Source organism: Microbacterium sp. NPDC056569, from assembly GCF_042793475.1.
Classification (GTDB): Bacteria; Actinomycetota; Actinomycetes; order Actinomycetales; family Microbacteriaceae; genus Microbacterium.
Genome location: NZ_JBHTUV010000015.1, coordinates 63,717 through 77,683, shown reverse-complemented (window position 1 = coordinate 77,683; position 13,967 = coordinate 63,717). Strand labels below are relative to the sequence as shown.

Genomic DNA, 13,967 nt, shown 5'->3' with positions numbered 1-13,967 from the left:
TCATTCCAGCCGGGCGAGTCGGGCTGCCGCCTCCTCGAGCACTTCGACCCGCTTGCAGGCGGCGAAGCGCACGAGGGTGGCGTACTCGTCGCGGCGTCCGGGGGTCGCGAAGGCCGTGAGCGGGATGGCCACGACCCCGGCGCGGTCGGGGAGGGCGCGGCAGAAGGCCGCGGCATCCGTCGCCCCCAGCGGTGCCGCGTCGACGACGGTGAAGTACGAGCCGGCCGGGGTCGACACGTCGAATCCCGCCGCGCGAAGCCCCGCGCCGATCAGATCCCGTTTGGCGCGCAGGGAGTCCGCGATGCCGCGGAAGAAGTCGTCGCCGAGGCGCAAACCGGTCGCGATCGCGGGCTGGAACGGGCTGCCGTTCACGTACGTGAGGAACTGCTTCACCGCCAGCACGGCGTCGACGAGCGGAGCGGGGCCGGAGATCCAGCCGATCTTCCACCCCGTCGTCGAGAACGTCTTGCCGCCGGACGAGATCGTCAGCGTGCGCTCCCACGCGCCGGGCAGCGTCGCGATCGGCACGTGCGGCTCGTCGAACACGAGATGCTCGTACACCTCGTCGGTCACGATGATCGCGTCGTGACGCTCGGCGAGGCGCACCACCTCGTCGCGGACGTCGGCGCCGAAGACCGCCCCGGTCGGGTTGTGCGGGTCGTTGACCAGGATGATGCGGGTGCGATCGTTCACCGCAGCGCGCAGCTCGTCGAGGTCGGGCTGGAAGTGCGGCCACCGCAGCGGCACGGTCACGAGCCGCGCCCCGGCGAGGGCGGCGACCGCAGCGTACGAGTCGTAGTAGGGCTCGAAGACGACGACCTCGTCGTCGGGGTCGTCGAGCAGCGACAGGAGCGTCGCGGCAAGCGCCTCGGTGGCTCCCGCCGTGACCAGCACCTCGCGGGAGGGATCGAGGTGGAGGCCGTAGAACCGGTCCTGGTGCTCCGCGACGGCGGAGAGGAGATCAGGGATGCCGCGACCCGGCGGGTACTGGTTGACGCCGTTCCCGATGGCCGAGCGGGCCGTTTCGAGCACCTCGGCGGGGCCGTCCTCATCGGGGAAGCCCTGCCCCAGATTGATCGCGCCGGTTCTCGCCGCGAGTGCCGACATCTCGGCGAAGATGGTGGGGTGGATCGACCCGTCGGAACCGACGAGTCCGGCGCCGGCTGCTGTGCGGTGCCATGCTCCGGGGATCTGTCGCATCGCTTCACCGTAGTACCGGGCGGGCTCATCTCTGTTGCATAGGCGAGTCCCAACCGCGACATAAGAAACGCACAGCATCGGTGGGCACAGTGGTGAGTGCTTGGCAGAAGGAGCAACCATGAGCGACATCCAGGGCGAGCGCCCGGAAGACCAGACCCCCGCCGTCCCCTCGCAGTCGGCCGCGGAGGCCGCCGCGCAGACGCCCGCCCAGCCCGAGACCCCGGCCCCCGCCGCGGCCGCGCCGGAGGCCGTCCAGCCCGCCGAGCCCGCCGAGCCCACCCCGCCCGCCGCCGCTCCGGCTGCGCCGTCCGCCACGGCGCTGCCCCCGGTTCCGCCGGCCCCGCCGGTCGCGCCGCCCTCGGCTCAGGTGCAGCCCACCGCGCCGACCCAGCCTGTGCCACCCGCCGGCTACCCGGCCGGCGCCCACGCCTATGCGCGTCCGCAGGGGTACGCCGGTCAGCCCGCGCCCCACCCCCACTCTTACGCGGGTCAGCCGGCTCCCGGCGCTCCGGGCGCCGCGTTCGGCGTGACACCCGCGGACGCCCAGCCGACGCTGCCGATCACCGGCTCGACCGGCACGACGGCCGTCGCCACGAAGGCTCCGAAGAAGTCGTCGGGTGCCGGCAAGGTGGTCGGGCTCGTCGTCGCCGCCGCCATCGTCGGCGGCGCCGCCGGACTCGGTGGCGCCTACGCCGGCGTCAGCTGGTTCGCACCCGTGAGCGCCTCTCCCGTCGCCGGTCCGAGCACGGTGACGGTCAACAACACCGACTCGGTCAACCAGACCACGGCCATCGCGGCGAAGGTCGTGCCGAGCGTCGTCACGATCGAGGCGACGGGCTCGTCGGGCGCCGGCACCGGCTCGGGCGTCGTCCTCACCGACGACGGCTACGTCGTCACCAACACCCACGTGGTGACCCTCGACGGGGCGACGGGCGACGCATCCATCCGGGTGACCACCTCAGATGGCCGCGTCTACGACGCCGAGATCGTCGGCCTCGACCCCACCTACGACCTGGCCGTCATCAAGCTCCAGGATGCCGAGGACCTCACCCCGATCGAGATCGCGGACTCGAGCAGGCTCAACGTCGGCGACACCACCGTCGCCGTCGGCGCACCCCTCGGCCTCGCGAACTCCGTGACCGAGGGCATCGTCAGCGCTCTCAACCGCTCCATCTCGATCGCCTCTTCGGCGGCGCCCGAGGGCGGCGAGAGCGAGGACCAGGAGGATCAGAACAGCCAGGAGGGTCCGTTCCGCTTCGACTTCGGTCAGGGCGACCAGCAGTCGGCGGCCACCGAGAGCATCTCGATCTCGGTGATCCAGACCGACGCGGCCATCAACCCCGGCAACTCGGGCGGTGCGCTCGTCGACTCCGACGGCAAGCTGATCGGCATCAACGTCGCGATCGCGACCGCAGGCGGATCGACCGCCGACGGCTCGGGCTCGATCGGCGTCGGCTTCTCGATCCCGTCGGACATCGTCCAGCGCATCACCGACGAGCTCATCGAGAATGGCGAGGCGACCCACGGTCTGCTCGGCGCGAACGTGCAGGCCGCGGCATCCGTCGAGGGCTCGACGATCACCGGCGCCTACATCGCCGCGGTCACCGACGGCGGTGCGGCTGCCGCCGCAGGGCTGCAGGAGGGCGACGTCGTGACCGGCTTCAACGGCCTGCCCATCACCGACGCGACCGACCTCACGGCGCAGGTGCGCGCCGCGGCTGCCGGCAGCCAGGCCGAGGTGACGTACGTCCGCGACGGGAAGACGCAGACGGTCGAGGTCACGCTGGGTTCGCTCCAGCAGTAGTCCACACGCCACAGGGACGCCATTCCGCCAGCAGGTAGGCTCGCGGGATGGCGTCCTTCTCGTTCGGCGCGGGGAATGCCCGAAAGCTCGCGACGATCCCGCTCTACGCCGCCGGACGCCTCCTGACCCTCGTGGTGCCGCGCTCCCGCTCGGAGTGGGTGATCGGCTGCGCGGTCGGCATCGGCGACGGCGCGCTGGCGCTGTGGGAGGTCGCCGCCGCCGACGGCCGCAGCCCGGTCTGGCTGGTCGCGTCGGAGCAGGAGGCGACGGATGCTGCGGCCCGCGGCATCCGTGCCGTTCCGAAGCGCTCCCTGCGAGGGCTGTGGCGCACCGCGCGGGCGGGAGTCGTCGTCGTCACGCACGGATTCGGAGACGTCAACCGCTACGCCGTCTCAGGCGCCTTCGTCGTGCAGCTGTGGCACGGCATCCCGCTCAAGCGGATCGGGGTCGATTCACCCGAGACGCTGCGGGTTCCCGCTGCCGTCGCCGCCACCCCCGTCGCGGGTTCCGTGCGCGCCCTGCTGCGCACGATGTTCCGCGCCGCCGCACGCCGCATCCGGGTGCTGCCCGCCGCTTCGCACCTCGTGCGAGGCCGCCTCGAGTCCGCGTTCGCGCTGTCCGACGCGGCAGTGCCGGTCACCGGCGAGCCGCGCGTCGACGTGCTCTCGCGCGGCGCGGCCGACGATCGCCGGGCGCACGCGCGAGCAGCGATCGGGCGGGCTCTGCCGCGCGTGGAGCCGTCGAGCCGCTTCGTGCTCTACGCGCCCACCTGGCGCGACGGGGCGGCCGACCCCGCGGTCCCCTCCGCCGAGGAGTGGTCGCGGATCATCGAGGTGCTGCGGCGCCGCGACGCCACTCTGCTGGTGCGCTCGCACCCGCTCGGCGCCGGCGACTACGCACCGCCGTTGCCCACCGACCGCGTGCAGTCGCTGGGCAGCGACCTCGTCGCCGACGTCACGCCGCTCCTGCCGGGTCTCGACGCGCTGGTCACCGACTACTCGTCGCTGGCGTTCGACGCGTCGCTCGTACCGCTGCCCACGCTGTTCCTCGCGCCCGACGTCGAGGAGTACGGCCGCCGGCGCGGCTTCTACGGCACGTACGCCGATGTCGCGGGCGACGACTGGGCGGTCGATTGGACCGAGGCGGCGGCTCAGCTGGACGCCGTGCTCGGCGACGACGCGGAGCGCGCGCGGCGCATCGAGCGGGCGATCGCGCTCGACACGCGTGTGCACGCATACCGAGACGGGCGGAACGCCGAGAGGGTGTACCGTGCGATTCTGGCCGGAACGGTCCACGACGGCCCGAGGGAAGGAACCCGATGACCCAGGCGCGCTTCACGACGGACGAGGGCCCCGCCCTCGTGCTCGCGGGCGAAGGGGAGCGGCCCGGCTCCGTCGAGATCGTCGGCGCCCGGGCCGGCGTCACCGCCCGGGTGACGGGGCGCGGCAAGACGTGGCGGGCCGCACTGCCGCTGCGTGCCGCCCGCTGGGGCGGCGAGGAGCTCCCGCTCCCGGCCGGCACCTACGAGGTGCGTGTGGTCGCGGATGCTGCGGGGCGCAGCATCCGTCCTCCTGAGCCGATCGCCCTCACTCAGCTGGGGACGCTGCGCGCGAGCCTGGAGGGGTGGACGCTGCGGGTCGGGCCGCCGATCGACCCCGCGTACGACTCGGGGGAGGGACAGGACGCCCTGGAGCGCCGGTACGCGACCCGGCCGGCCGCGGGCTTCGAGAACGCCGTCTTCTTCGAGAGCTTCTACGGCCGCAACGCGAGCTGCAATCCGCTCGCGATCGATCGCGAGCTCGCTCGGCGCGCGCCGGGGGTGACGCGCTACTGGAGCGTCGTCGACCTGTCGGTCGCCGTGCCGGAGGGGGCGATCCCCGTCGTCGAGGGGAGCCCGGAGTGGTGGCGCGCACGCGGCGCGGCGCGACTGCTCGTCGTCAACGACTGGCTGCGCCGCCGATTCTCACGCCGCAAGGGCCAGGTCGTCCTGCAGACGTGGCACGGCACACCGCTCAAGCGACTCGCCCTGCACCGGCCGGGATTCGATCCGCGGCGCACGGCGGCGGTCGTGCGCGAGTCGTTGCGCTGGAACATCCTGCTCGCGCAGAACCCCTACGCCGCGCGCATCCTCGGCAAGGCCTACGCCTTCCTCACCCGGCCGATCTGGGTCGAGGGGTACCCCCGCAACGACGTGCTGGTCGCCGGCGAGGGCACGGCCACGCGCGAGGCCCTCGGCATCCGTCCCGACGAGCGGGTGCTGCTGTACGCGCCCACGTGGCGCGACGACCGCGACCAGATCGTCGATTTCGTCGACCCGGCGGCGCTCGCCGCGGCCGCCGACGCGGTGGTGCTGGTGCGCGGGCACTCGCGCACGCTGCTGCCCGGTCGCGACGCACAGGGGCCGCGGGTGATCGACGTCACAGGCTTCCCCGACACATCGCTGCTGCTGCTCGTCGCCGACGCGCTCATCACCGACTACTCGTCGGTGATGTTCGACTACTCGGTGACCGGCAAGCCGATGTACTTCCTCGTGCCCGACATGGAGCATTACCGCGGCGAGCTGCGCGGGTTCTACTTCGACCTGGCCGCGCACGCGCCGGGGCCGATGGTGCGCACGCAGGACGAGCTGGTCGCCGCGCTCGCCGCCGACGACACGGCGAAGTACGCCGGTCGCTACGCGCAGTGGCGCGACAAGTTCAACGCGCGCGACGACGGACATGCCGCCGAGCGCGTGGTGGCGCGGATCCTCGATCAGGGCTTCATCGAGGTCTGACGCGCGAACGGCGCGCCGCCGTCACGGAAGCGGCGTGTTCCGGCTGCCCAGGCGCGAGGTGTCGACGGTGTCGTGCGCGCCGCCGATCACGCCGAGGAGGAAACCCCAGCCCCAGGCGAGGTGCATCGACGGCAGCACCGCGGCGGTCCAGAGCTTGTCGCGCCAGCCGCGCCCGCCGCCCGGCCCGACCGCGACGCCGATGATCAGGAGCGCGTACGCGAGCACGGGCAGATAGACGACGGATGCCGCCACCGACCACCATCCCTGCAGCACGCCGGTGAGCTGCAGCACGCCGATCACGAGTGCGAGCAGGATCGTCAGCACGAGAGCCGGGGGTGCGAAGAAGCGCAGCGAGTTTCCGCGGCCGAAGCGCCGGACGAGTTCGCCACGCCAGCGTCCCGTCGCCGAGAACTGACGCACGAGCCGGACCCAGCTCTCTCGCGGCCAGTACGTGACGGCGAGCGCGGGGTCGAACCACACGCGGTAGCCGGCGCGGCGGATGCGCAGATTGAGCTCCCAATCCTCGCCGCGGCGGATGCTCTCGTCGAACAGCCCCACCTCCTCGAGCACGTCGCGTCGCATGACGCCGAGGTAGGCGGACTCGGCCTCGCCCTCGTGGGTGCCGCCGTGGTACGCGCCGCCGCCGAGACCGATGGGGGAGTTGTAGGCGCGGGCGACGGCACGCTGGAACGGCGTGCGGCCGTCTGCCCGCATGACGCCGCCGACGTTCGCCGCGCGTACGCGATCGAGCGTCGCGAGGGCACGCCGCGCGTAGGTCGGGTCGAGTTCGGAGTGCGCATCGACTCGCACGACCGTGGGGTGGCGCGCGGCGCGGATGGCGAGATTGAGGCCGATCGGGATGTCGGCGCCGGGGTTGTCGACCAGCACGATGCGGTCGTCCTCGGCCGCGAGCTCGCCGGCGAGCTGCGTCGTGCCGTCCGTCGACGGTCCCAGGGCGAGGATCAGTTCGGTCGGCCCCGGAACGTCCTGTGCGAGCACCGTCTCGACGGCGCGGCGGAGATAGCCGCGCTCGTTGAGCACCGGCATCACGAAGCTCACGCCGGCGCCGGGGGGAGGGACCGGAGCGTCCCTGCGCCCGTGTTGCTCGACATGCACGGGTCGATCATGTCATGGGTGCCCTGGGTAGTCTGGAAGCGTGGGTCTCGTCTCGGATGGAAAGAAGGCCGTCGCGCTCGTCCGCAAGGCGGTGCGCAATCGTTCGGCGGTGATCGACGTCCGGCGAACGCTGGCGGCCCGGCCGCCGCACCCGCCGTTCCAGTACCGGGTGGCGGTGTACTTCGCCGATGGCGCGGTGAACATGTACCAGATGCGGCAGTGGTACAAGCCGCTGGCCGACCTCGCCAAGACCTGGCCTGTCGTCGTGCTCAGCCGCGCGGCGACGGGTGCGGAGGCGCTCCTGGCCGACGGGGCGCTGCCCGTCGCCTTCGTGCCGACGGTGCGGGATCTCGAGCGCTTCATCGCCAAGCAGGACATCCGCGTCGTGTTCTACGTGAACCAGAACACGCGCAACTTCCAGATGTTCCGGTACGGCCGCCGTTGGCACGTGTTCATCAACCACGGCGAGTCCGACAAGATGTACATGACGACGAACCAGTACAAGGCCTACGACTACGCGATGATCGCGGGCGACGCCGCGCGCGAGCGACTCACGCGGGTGCTGTGGGACTACGACATCGAGCGCCGCACGATCGAGATCGGCCGCCCGCAGGCCGACCATTACTCGGGCACCCTGCCGTACACGCCGGATCACCGCACCGTCGTGCTCTATGCGCCGACCTGGGAGGGGGACCGCCCCTCTGCGCACTACGGCTCGGTCGCCACGCACGGCGAGGCGCTCGTCACCGCGCTGCTGGCGACGGGCCGGCACCGTGTGATCTATCGTCCGCACCCGCGTTCCGGAGTCGTGAACCACGACTACGGCGCGGCGAACAAGCGCATCATCGCGGCTCTGGCGGCGTCGAACGCGTCCGACCCCTCGGCGCAGCACGTCTTCGACGACGGACCCGACCTGGGCTGGCAGCTCGCCGCCGCGGACGTCGCCATCGTCGACATCTCGGCGATGGTCTACGACCGCCTCGCGGCCGACAAGCCGCTGATGATCACGCGCCCGGCGGATCCGGCGGCCGCGATCGACACGCACGGCTATCTCTCGGCGTGCGAATGGCTCGACGCGGCGGCCGCCCCCGACATCGTGGTCGAGACCGAACGCGTGCTCGGAGACCCCGAGGCGGTCGCGCGGCTGGAGGAGTGGGTCGCGCACTACTTCGGCGACACCGCTCCCGGAGCCGCGACCGCGCGGTTCCACGCGGCGGTGCAGCGCCTCATGGACGACTGGGACGACTGGTATGCCCGCTCGGTCGCCGATTCCGAGGATGAAGAGCCCGAGGACGAGGCCGAACTCGACGACGAGGGCTGAGCCTTCCGCGCCGGCGGGCGCCGCATCACGCCACGGCGGCGGGGCGTTCGACCAGGCGCGCGATGGCGCGCAACGGGATCGCCACCCAGGTCGGCCTGTTGCGCGCCTCGTAGATCGCCTCGTACACCGCCTTGTCGAGCTCGAGGGCGGCGAGGAGCGGATGCTGCGGGTCGAGCCCCCCGCCCGAGGACGCCGCGTAGCCCTCCACGAACGCACCCCGGGCTTCGCGTGCCCAGGTGCGCACCGCGTCGGCGGAGCGGTCGGGATCGTCGAGGCGGAGCGAACCCGCGACGTAGTCGAACGAGCGGAGCATTCCCGCCACATCCCGCAGCGCCAGATCGGGCTGCGTGCGCTCCGCCATCGGGCGCAGCGGCTCGCCCTCGAAGTCGACCATGATCCAGCCGCGGTCGGGGGAGTGCAGCACCTGTCCGAGGTGGAAGTCGCCGTGGATCCGCTGGAGGGGCGGCCACGGCACCTCGAGCGCGCGGCGGTACACCGCCGCAGCGGCATCGCGCTGACCGGCGATCTCGGGCACCTCCGCGATCGCGATCGCGAACCGGCGCTCCCACGTCGCGGCTGTCGCGTCGCGGTCGGCCGCGGTCGCGGTGCGGGTCGGGAAGCAGTCCGCAAGTGCGACGTGCACCTCTGCGGTCGCGGCGCCCAGCGCGCGCGCCGCAACACGGAAGTCGTCGCCCTTGGCGGCGGCCCGCAGCGCGACGCGCCACGCGTCCTCGACCCCCGGCAGGAACTCCTGCGCCGATGCCAACGAGCCGTGCACCGACCCGTGCGCGGTGGCGAGGTCGGGCCACGTGCCTTCGATCGAGCCGACCGGACGGGGGACGTGTGCTGATCCGGCTCTCGCCAGGGCCTCCTGCAGCTCGATGTCGGGGTTGAGTCCCGCGTGCAGCTGCCGGTAGACCTTGCAGATCACCGGGGTCCCGTCGCCTTCGTAGATGAGCGAGGTGTTGGACTGCTCTCCGCTGATCACCCGAGCGGTGGCGTGCGCCGGGGCGCTCCCCGCCGCCGCGACGTGCCCGATCGCCGTGGTCTGGGGTCCGTGGGCGGTGCCTCCGCCGGCGATGAGCCGCAGCAGCGCCGCCGCATACGCAGGGTCGAACGGGCCGTCGATGAAGGTCGTGCCCGGCACAGGAGCGCCGATGACGTGGTCGGGGTCGGCCTCGACCGTCTCGGTCGCGCGCTCGACGACCGGGATCTGGTACAGCACCGCCGGCAAGGCCCCTTCGTCCGCGACCAGGAACGTGCGGATGCGGGCCCCGGCATCCGCCGCCCCCGCGTCACCCGGATCGACGGCCAGATCCCACCACGACAGCAGGCGGAGGCTGGGCGGGCGCCCTTTTGCGGCGTACCACCGCTGCCGCGGCATCCACGCCGCAAGACACGCCAACGTGCTGTCCATACCTGCGAGGGTATGCCCGCAGTGCGGCGTGTGTCGAGAACGAGCTGCAAGCGCTTGCAGTTCGGGCTTCTCCGGTGCGGGAGACGACTCGGCGCGATCGCCGTCGACAGGGCGCAAACGCGGCTCGCCACCTGCGCGCTGCGGGTGGCGCACTGGGCGCGGTGGCTCTGCCGCTCACAGCCAGCGTGCGCGGGAAGGTGACATGTGCCGGCCTCCCAAGCCCGGGGTGCCGCGCCACGAGAAGGGTGGTGCGCCGGGGGATCCCGGTGGGTCGTCGGCGGGGAACAGCCAGGGCTCGCGCATCATGCGGCGGAGCCGGTCGGCGGTGTCGTCGGGGATGAATCTGACGACGGGTTCGGGGTGGTCGGTGTGCTTGCGGCCGGTGGGGCTGGTCCAGACCAGCACTCCGGGCGAGACCTGCTCGACCGTCCACGCGGTGACGCCTTTGACGGTGTGATGACGACGGCAGAGGTGGGCGAGGTTGGCGTGGTGGGTGGGTCCGCCTTCGGCGGCGGGGATGGTGTGGTCGATGTCGCAGCGCCATACCGGGCGGCGGCAGCCGGGGAACCGGCAGCGTTCGTCGCGGGCGGCGAGGAAGCGGTGCAGCGCGGGGCCGGGCCGGTACCGGTCGACGGCGAGCACGCTGCCCGTGACCGGGGAGGTCATCACGCGTTCCCAGCTGGCGGCGCCTGCGGCGAGGATGCGGGCGGTGTCGGGGTCGATGGGGCCGTGCCCGGCGAGCAGGACGGGTTCGGTGGACGCGCCGGTCATGGTGAGCACCGGGATGGTGACCTGCACGGTGGCGCGGATCGCGTCGAGTCCGGTGCCGGCGACGCAGTCTCGGGGGCCGGCGCCGAGCAGGGTGTCGGTGAGGATGTCGGTGCGCAGTTGGTCCATGGTGCGCTCGTCGACCTCGACCTCCTCGTCGCGGTCTTCGTCGTCACCCTCGCCCTCGCCGGTGGCGCGGGCGGCGATGACGGAGCGGGCCTGCTGGGTGAGTCGGTCCACGATGCCGTGCGCCAGTGTCGCGGGCATGATCGCCGTCAGCGCGGCCATGTCGTCGGGCAGGTCGACGACTTCGATGCGACGCCCGGCGACGGCGTCCTGGTGGCGTTGCGCGAGGGTTCGCTCGAGGAACCGTTCGGCGATCACACGCAGTACGGAGGCAAGCCGGGCGGGCGTGAGGGTGGCCGCGCGCTCCAGCGCCAGCCCGATGAACGCGGCGCGGGCGTCGTCGTCGGAGATCGGGGCGCCGGCGTCGTGGATCACCGCGAGGTGCTGCCGGGTGATCTCTCCGCGCTCCAGCGCGTCCACGCCGGCCGCAAATCGGTCGCATAAGTCGCCGGCTTCGCTGAGCAGCCGGTTCACGGTCCATTCCGAGACCCGGGTCGACGTCGCCAGGTCGGACACCAGGGCCCTGCGGTCCAGCTCCACCCGCCGCGCCCGCTCCGGCGACGCGTGCCCGGGTCGCGCTACGGCGGCGGCCGCAGCCGCCAGCACCCGGATCTCCGCCGCCTCTGCGATCGCACGAGACTTGCGCCCGGCCTCGAACGCGTCAACCAGCCGCACCACCCGCGGGAACTCCGGCGCAACGCCGTCGTCGGCACCAGGGTCGGGGATCGCAGACATCGAGGCTCGCAGTCAGGAAGTGGCGGAGCGAGATTCCGCGCATCACAAACGCGATCTGCTCCAACACCTACCCGCGGCCGAAACCGCACCTGACAACGCTCCGTGAGAGGCCATCAACTCACCGAATCTCTACTCTATACAATACTCGGCGCAAGCGGAATAAAACAGAACAAAAGTACGATGTTCGCGCAGACCCGCCAACTGTCGAATCGGAATCGGCAGGAGCACGCGCCCATCGAGCGCTCGCTACTCGTCTTCGCCGGACTCCTGCGCCTCGACGATCTCGATGACCGGAGCCACCGGGATGACGATCGACTCGACCGCCCCTCCTCCGCCGACCGCGAGGTCGCCCAGACCCAGCCCGCCGAGATCCACGCTGGACGCCTCGGTCAATCGTTCGGCCTGCGTCTCGGCCCGCGTCGGCTCGGACGGCAGCCCCGCCCACTCGGTGGGCTCTTCCGGAAGTTTGCTGAACAGACCCATACCGTCATTGTCACCCGAGAGGCCCGCTCGCGGGGTCACGTCACGAACCGCCACAGATACTCGTTCCCGTCTTCGGGTCGGAACCATCCGATCGTGACGATCGCGCCATCGGAGTCCACCGTGCACAGGCAGAGTTCGGCCGATTCCCCCGGAACCATCTGACCCCAATGCTCGGTCGTCGACGGGGGTCCGTCGTCGGCGAACACCCGGACGAAGTCGACCGCAGAGGAGCTTGCGTTCATGATCAGCGGATGCCGGCGATCCGCCCGGTCGACCCGCCAGGGGACCCGGTAGGCCGGCGGGGGAAACGGGTCGTCGGGGTCGAGCGCGCGAAGCATGGCGGCCACGTTAGGAGCGGCGTCGGACGCACAAGGGCGTTCTCCCGCAGAGACGCGTGGACGCTGTGGACAACCTCGCGGACTCCTCCCCGAGTGCCACCGGGGAGGAGTCTCAGTCCTCGGTCGGGGCCGGAGACGAAGCCGGGGCCTCGATCTCCCGCGGAGCGCGCCGGATCACGCGCGCGGTGATGCGCCGCGCACCGGAGGCGCCCCGGGTCACACCGTCCACGACAGCCTCGCCGGCGCGACGGATGCCGCGTCCGGCGAGCCGCTCGATCCGGTCGGCACCCGGGCGCGGCTCGAGCTCGGGCGGCAGTGTGAGCGGGGGCACGCCGAAGGCGCGGCGGGAGCCGGTGAGCACGCGGCGCCCAAGGATGTTGTTGCCGGCGCCGCCGATGGCGGCACCGATGCCGAACGGCAGTGCCTTGCCGATCCACGATGCGCCGCCGCGCGCGGCGAACTGGCGGATGAACGTCGTCTTGAGCCGGTCCACCAGCGGTCCGACCGCCGCGCGGGGGAGCGACTTCGTGATCAGCTCGCCCCAATATCCGGAGCGGGTCGGGCCCCGCCCCGCGGCCTGTCCGGCGAGTTGCGCGACGAGGTCGACGCCCTCCTTGCCGAGCATGAGCGTCAGAACGAGCGCGCGGGCCCGGTCGGGATCCGACACCGGGATGCCGTGCACCTCGGTCACCGACTGCGCGAAGAGCGTCGTCGCTTCGAGGAACGCCACCGTTTCGACCCCGCTGAGCGCGAGCGTCACGCCCGTTCCGATGCCGGGGACGACGGCGGTCGCGCCCACCGCTGCGCCGCCGGTCGTCACCGCCGCGAGGTAGCGACGCTCGAGGATCCGGACGATGTCGGCGGGGGAGGCATCGGGGTGCCGCAGACGGATGCTGCGCAGATGGGCGAGCACCACGGGCCGCTGGATCGCGAGCACACGGTCGAGTGCGCGGATCGTGAACGGGTGCTCGTCCGAACCCGCGGGCGGGAGCCCGCCCTGCCACGGCGCATCGCCCGGCAGCGAGTGGATCTGGTGAACCTTGTCGGTCATCGCGCCGAGTCTATGTGCCCGGGTCTGCGTGCGGCCTCGGGGTTGACAGGCTCAGGGCGATCGGTCAGACGAAGAGGTTCGCGCGCTCGAGGTCCTCGGCGAAGTCGACCTCGACGGCGTAGAGGTCGGAGATGTCGAGCGGCTGGAGCAGCACGCCGTCCTCGGCGATCGCGAGTTCGAGGCCCCGCTCGAAGTAGTCCTGGTCGTCGACGCGCGTCAGGTGGCGCATGAACGCCTTCTTGTCGCGGCTCGAGATGTAGTTGATTCCGACGGCCTCACCGATGCCGCCCTTGACGGTCTTCGAGAGCTCCTTGATGAAGCCCTCGCCGGTCACGGTGTACTTGACCTCTTCGTCGCTCACCTTGGACGTGTTGACCGTGACGAACGACTGGTCGCGCTCGATGAGGGCGATGGCCCGGCCGAGCACGCGCGGGTCGAAGACGACGTCGCCGTTCATCCACAGCACCCCGCCCCTGCCCGTCTTCGCGAGGGCGCGGAGCAGGCTCTTGGACGTGTTGGTCTGGTCGTAGCGGTCGTTGTAGACGTAGTCGACGTCCGGGAACGCCTCGACGATGGTCTCGGCGCGGTAGCCGACGACGGTGGTGATCTTGGCCTCATTGCCGAAGGCCGCACGGATGTTGTCGTGCTGCTGCTGCATGATGCTGCGGCCGTCGCCGAGCTCCGTGAGGGGCTTGGGCAGGCTGCGGCCGAGCCGCGAGCCCATTCCGGCTGCGAGGATGACGGTCTGAAGGGTCAAAGTCTGCTCCTGAAGTGCGTGATTCACTGCCGGTTCACCGGCGCGACACCCCTTCGTGCCTCGACCATGGTAGCGATG

Annotated in this window: 12 protein-coding genes; 4 read left to right on the top strand and 8 right to left on the bottom strand. The window is 71.8% G+C overall.

Annotation, left to right across the window (positions count from 1 at the left end; all coding sequences use genetic code 11):
- Positions 1–1,200 carry an aminotransferase class I/II-fold pyridoxal phosphate-dependent enzyme gene (locus ACFQ7C_RS16815; protein ID WP_378903751.1) on the bottom strand — a complete coding sequence of 400 codons (1,200 nt, stop codon included), beginning with the start codon at positions 1,198–1,200 and terminating at the stop codon, positions 1–3.
- Positions 1,201–1,318: 118 nt separating this feature from the next.
- Here ACFQ7C_RS16815 and ACFQ7C_RS16810 point away from each other — a divergent pair, with 118 nt between their 5' ends.
- From ACFQ7C_RS16810 to ACFQ7C_RS16800, 3 genes are read left to right on the top strand one after another with little or no spacing between them, the layout of a single operon-like run.
- The gene (locus ACFQ7C_RS16810) at positions 1,319–3,004 is read left to right on the top strand and encodes a S1C family serine protease (protein ID WP_378903748.1); all 1,686 of its coding nucleotides are present in this window, start codon (positions 1,319–1,321) and stop codon (positions 3,002–3,004) included.
- 47 nt (positions 3,005–3,051) lie between these two features.
- Positions 3,052–4,326 carry a CDP-glycerol glycerophosphotransferase family protein gene (locus tag ACFQ7C_RS16805; protein WP_378903745.1) on the top strand — a complete coding sequence of 425 codons (1,275 nt, stop codon included), beginning with the start codon at positions 3,052–3,054 and terminating at the stop codon, positions 4,324–4,326.
- The gene (locus tag ACFQ7C_RS16800) at positions 4,323–5,777 is read left to right on the top strand and encodes a CDP-glycerol glycerophosphotransferase family protein (RefSeq protein ID WP_378903742.1); all 1,455 of its coding nucleotides are present in this window, start codon (positions 4,323–4,325) and stop codon (positions 5,775–5,777) included. The genes ACFQ7C_RS16805 and ACFQ7C_RS16800 overlap by 4 nt, the downstream gene beginning before the upstream one ends.
- A gap of 21 nt (positions 5,778–5,798) precedes the next feature.
- On the opposite strand, the gene ACFQ7C_RS16795 is transcribed toward ACFQ7C_RS16800, so the two are convergent.
- On the bottom strand, positions 5,799–6,836 hold the full coding sequence (locus ACFQ7C_RS16795) for a glycosyltransferase family 2 protein (protein WP_378903740.1): 1,038 nt from the start codon (positions 6,834–6,836) through the stop codon (positions 5,799–5,801).
- Positions 6,837–6,933: 97 nt separating this feature from the next.
- Here ACFQ7C_RS16795 and ACFQ7C_RS16790 point away from each other — a divergent pair, with 97 nt between their 5' ends.
- A complete protein-coding gene (locus ACFQ7C_RS16790; protein WP_378903737.1) occupies positions 6,934–8,214 on the top strand; it encodes a CDP-glycerol glycerophosphotransferase family protein in 1,281 nt (426 codons plus the stop codon).
- 25 nt (positions 8,215–8,239) lie between these two features.
- Here the strand turns inward: ACFQ7C_RS16790 and ACFQ7C_RS16785 are convergent, their stop codons facing one another.
- The 6 genes from ACFQ7C_RS16785 to ACFQ7C_RS16760 all read right to left on the bottom strand — a co-directional run bounded on the left by ACFQ7C_RS16785 (position 8,240) and on the right by ACFQ7C_RS16760 (position 13,889).
- Positions 8,240–9,631 carry a phosphotransferase gene (locus ACFQ7C_RS16785; RefSeq protein ID WP_378903734.1) on the bottom strand — a complete coding sequence of 464 codons (1,392 nt, stop codon included), beginning with the start codon at positions 9,629–9,631 and terminating at the stop codon, positions 8,240–8,242.
- Between the two features lie 174 nt (positions 9,632–9,805).
- Positions 9,806–11,260 carry a DUF222 domain-containing protein gene (locus ACFQ7C_RS16780; protein ID WP_378903731.1) on the bottom strand — a complete coding sequence of 485 codons (1,455 nt, stop codon included), beginning with the start codon at positions 11,258–11,260 and terminating at the stop codon, positions 9,806–9,808.
- Between the two features lie 246 nt (positions 11,261–11,506).
- Complete coding sequence (locus tag ACFQ7C_RS16775; protein WP_378903728.1) at positions 11,507–11,743, bottom strand: hypothetical protein; 237 nt, start codon at positions 11,741–11,743, stop codon at positions 11,507–11,509.
- Positions 11,744–11,778: 35 nt separating this feature from the next.
- On the bottom strand, positions 11,779–12,081 hold the full coding sequence (locus ACFQ7C_RS16770; RefSeq protein WP_378903725.1) for a hypothetical protein: 303 nt from the start codon (positions 12,079–12,081) through the stop codon (positions 11,779–11,781).
- A 112-nt stretch (positions 12,082–12,193) separates the two neighbouring features.
- Positions 12,194–13,132: a hypothetical protein gene (locus ACFQ7C_RS16765; RefSeq protein WP_378903722.1), complete on the bottom strand. Its 939-nt coding sequence runs from the start codon at positions 13,130–13,132 to the stop codon at positions 12,194–12,196.
- Positions 13,133–13,196: 64 nt separating this feature from the next.
- Positions 13,197–13,889, bottom strand: coding sequence for an NTP transferase domain-containing protein (locus tag ACFQ7C_RS16760; protein WP_378903719.1), 693 nt, complete (start codon positions 13,887–13,889; stop codon positions 13,197–13,199).
- Positions 13,890–13,967 lie beyond the last annotated feature (78 nt).

Bases quoted from the DNA above. Each gene is read 5' to 3' on its own strand.
- ACFQ7C_RS16815 (WP_378903751.1), bottom strand. From the start codon at position 1,200: ATGCGACAGATCCCCGGAGCATGGCACCGCACAGCAGCCGGCGCCGGA.
- ACFQ7C_RS16810 (WP_378903748.1), top strand. From the start codon at position 1,319: ATGAGCGACATCCAGGGCGAGCGCCCGGAAGACCAGACCCCCGCCGTC.
- ACFQ7C_RS16805 (WP_378903745.1), top strand. From the start codon at position 3,052: ATGGCGTCCTTCTCGTTCGGCGCGGGGAATGCCCGAAAGCTCGCGACG.
- ACFQ7C_RS16800 (WP_378903742.1), top strand. From the start codon at position 4,323: ATGACCCAGGCGCGCTTCACGACGGACGAGGGCCCCGCCCTCGTGCTC.
- ACFQ7C_RS16785 (WP_378903734.1), bottom strand. From the start codon at position 9,631: ATGGACAGCACGTTGGCGTGTCTTGCGGCGTGGATGCCGCGGCAGCGG.
- ACFQ7C_RS16780 (WP_378903731.1), bottom strand. From the start codon at position 11,260: ATGTCTGCGATCCCCGACCCTGGTGCCGACGACGGCGTTGCGCCGGAG.
- ACFQ7C_RS16775 (WP_378903728.1), bottom strand. From the start codon at position 11,743: ATGGGTCTGTTCAGCAAACTTCCGGAAGAGCCCACCGAGTGGGCGGGG.
- ACFQ7C_RS16770 (WP_378903725.1), bottom strand. From the start codon at position 12,081: ATGCTTCGCGCGCTCGACCCCGACGACCCGTTTCCCCCGCCGGCCTAC.
- ACFQ7C_RS16765 (WP_378903722.1), bottom strand. From the start codon at position 13,132: ATGACCGACAAGGTTCACCAGATCCACTCGCTGCCGGGCGATGCGCCG.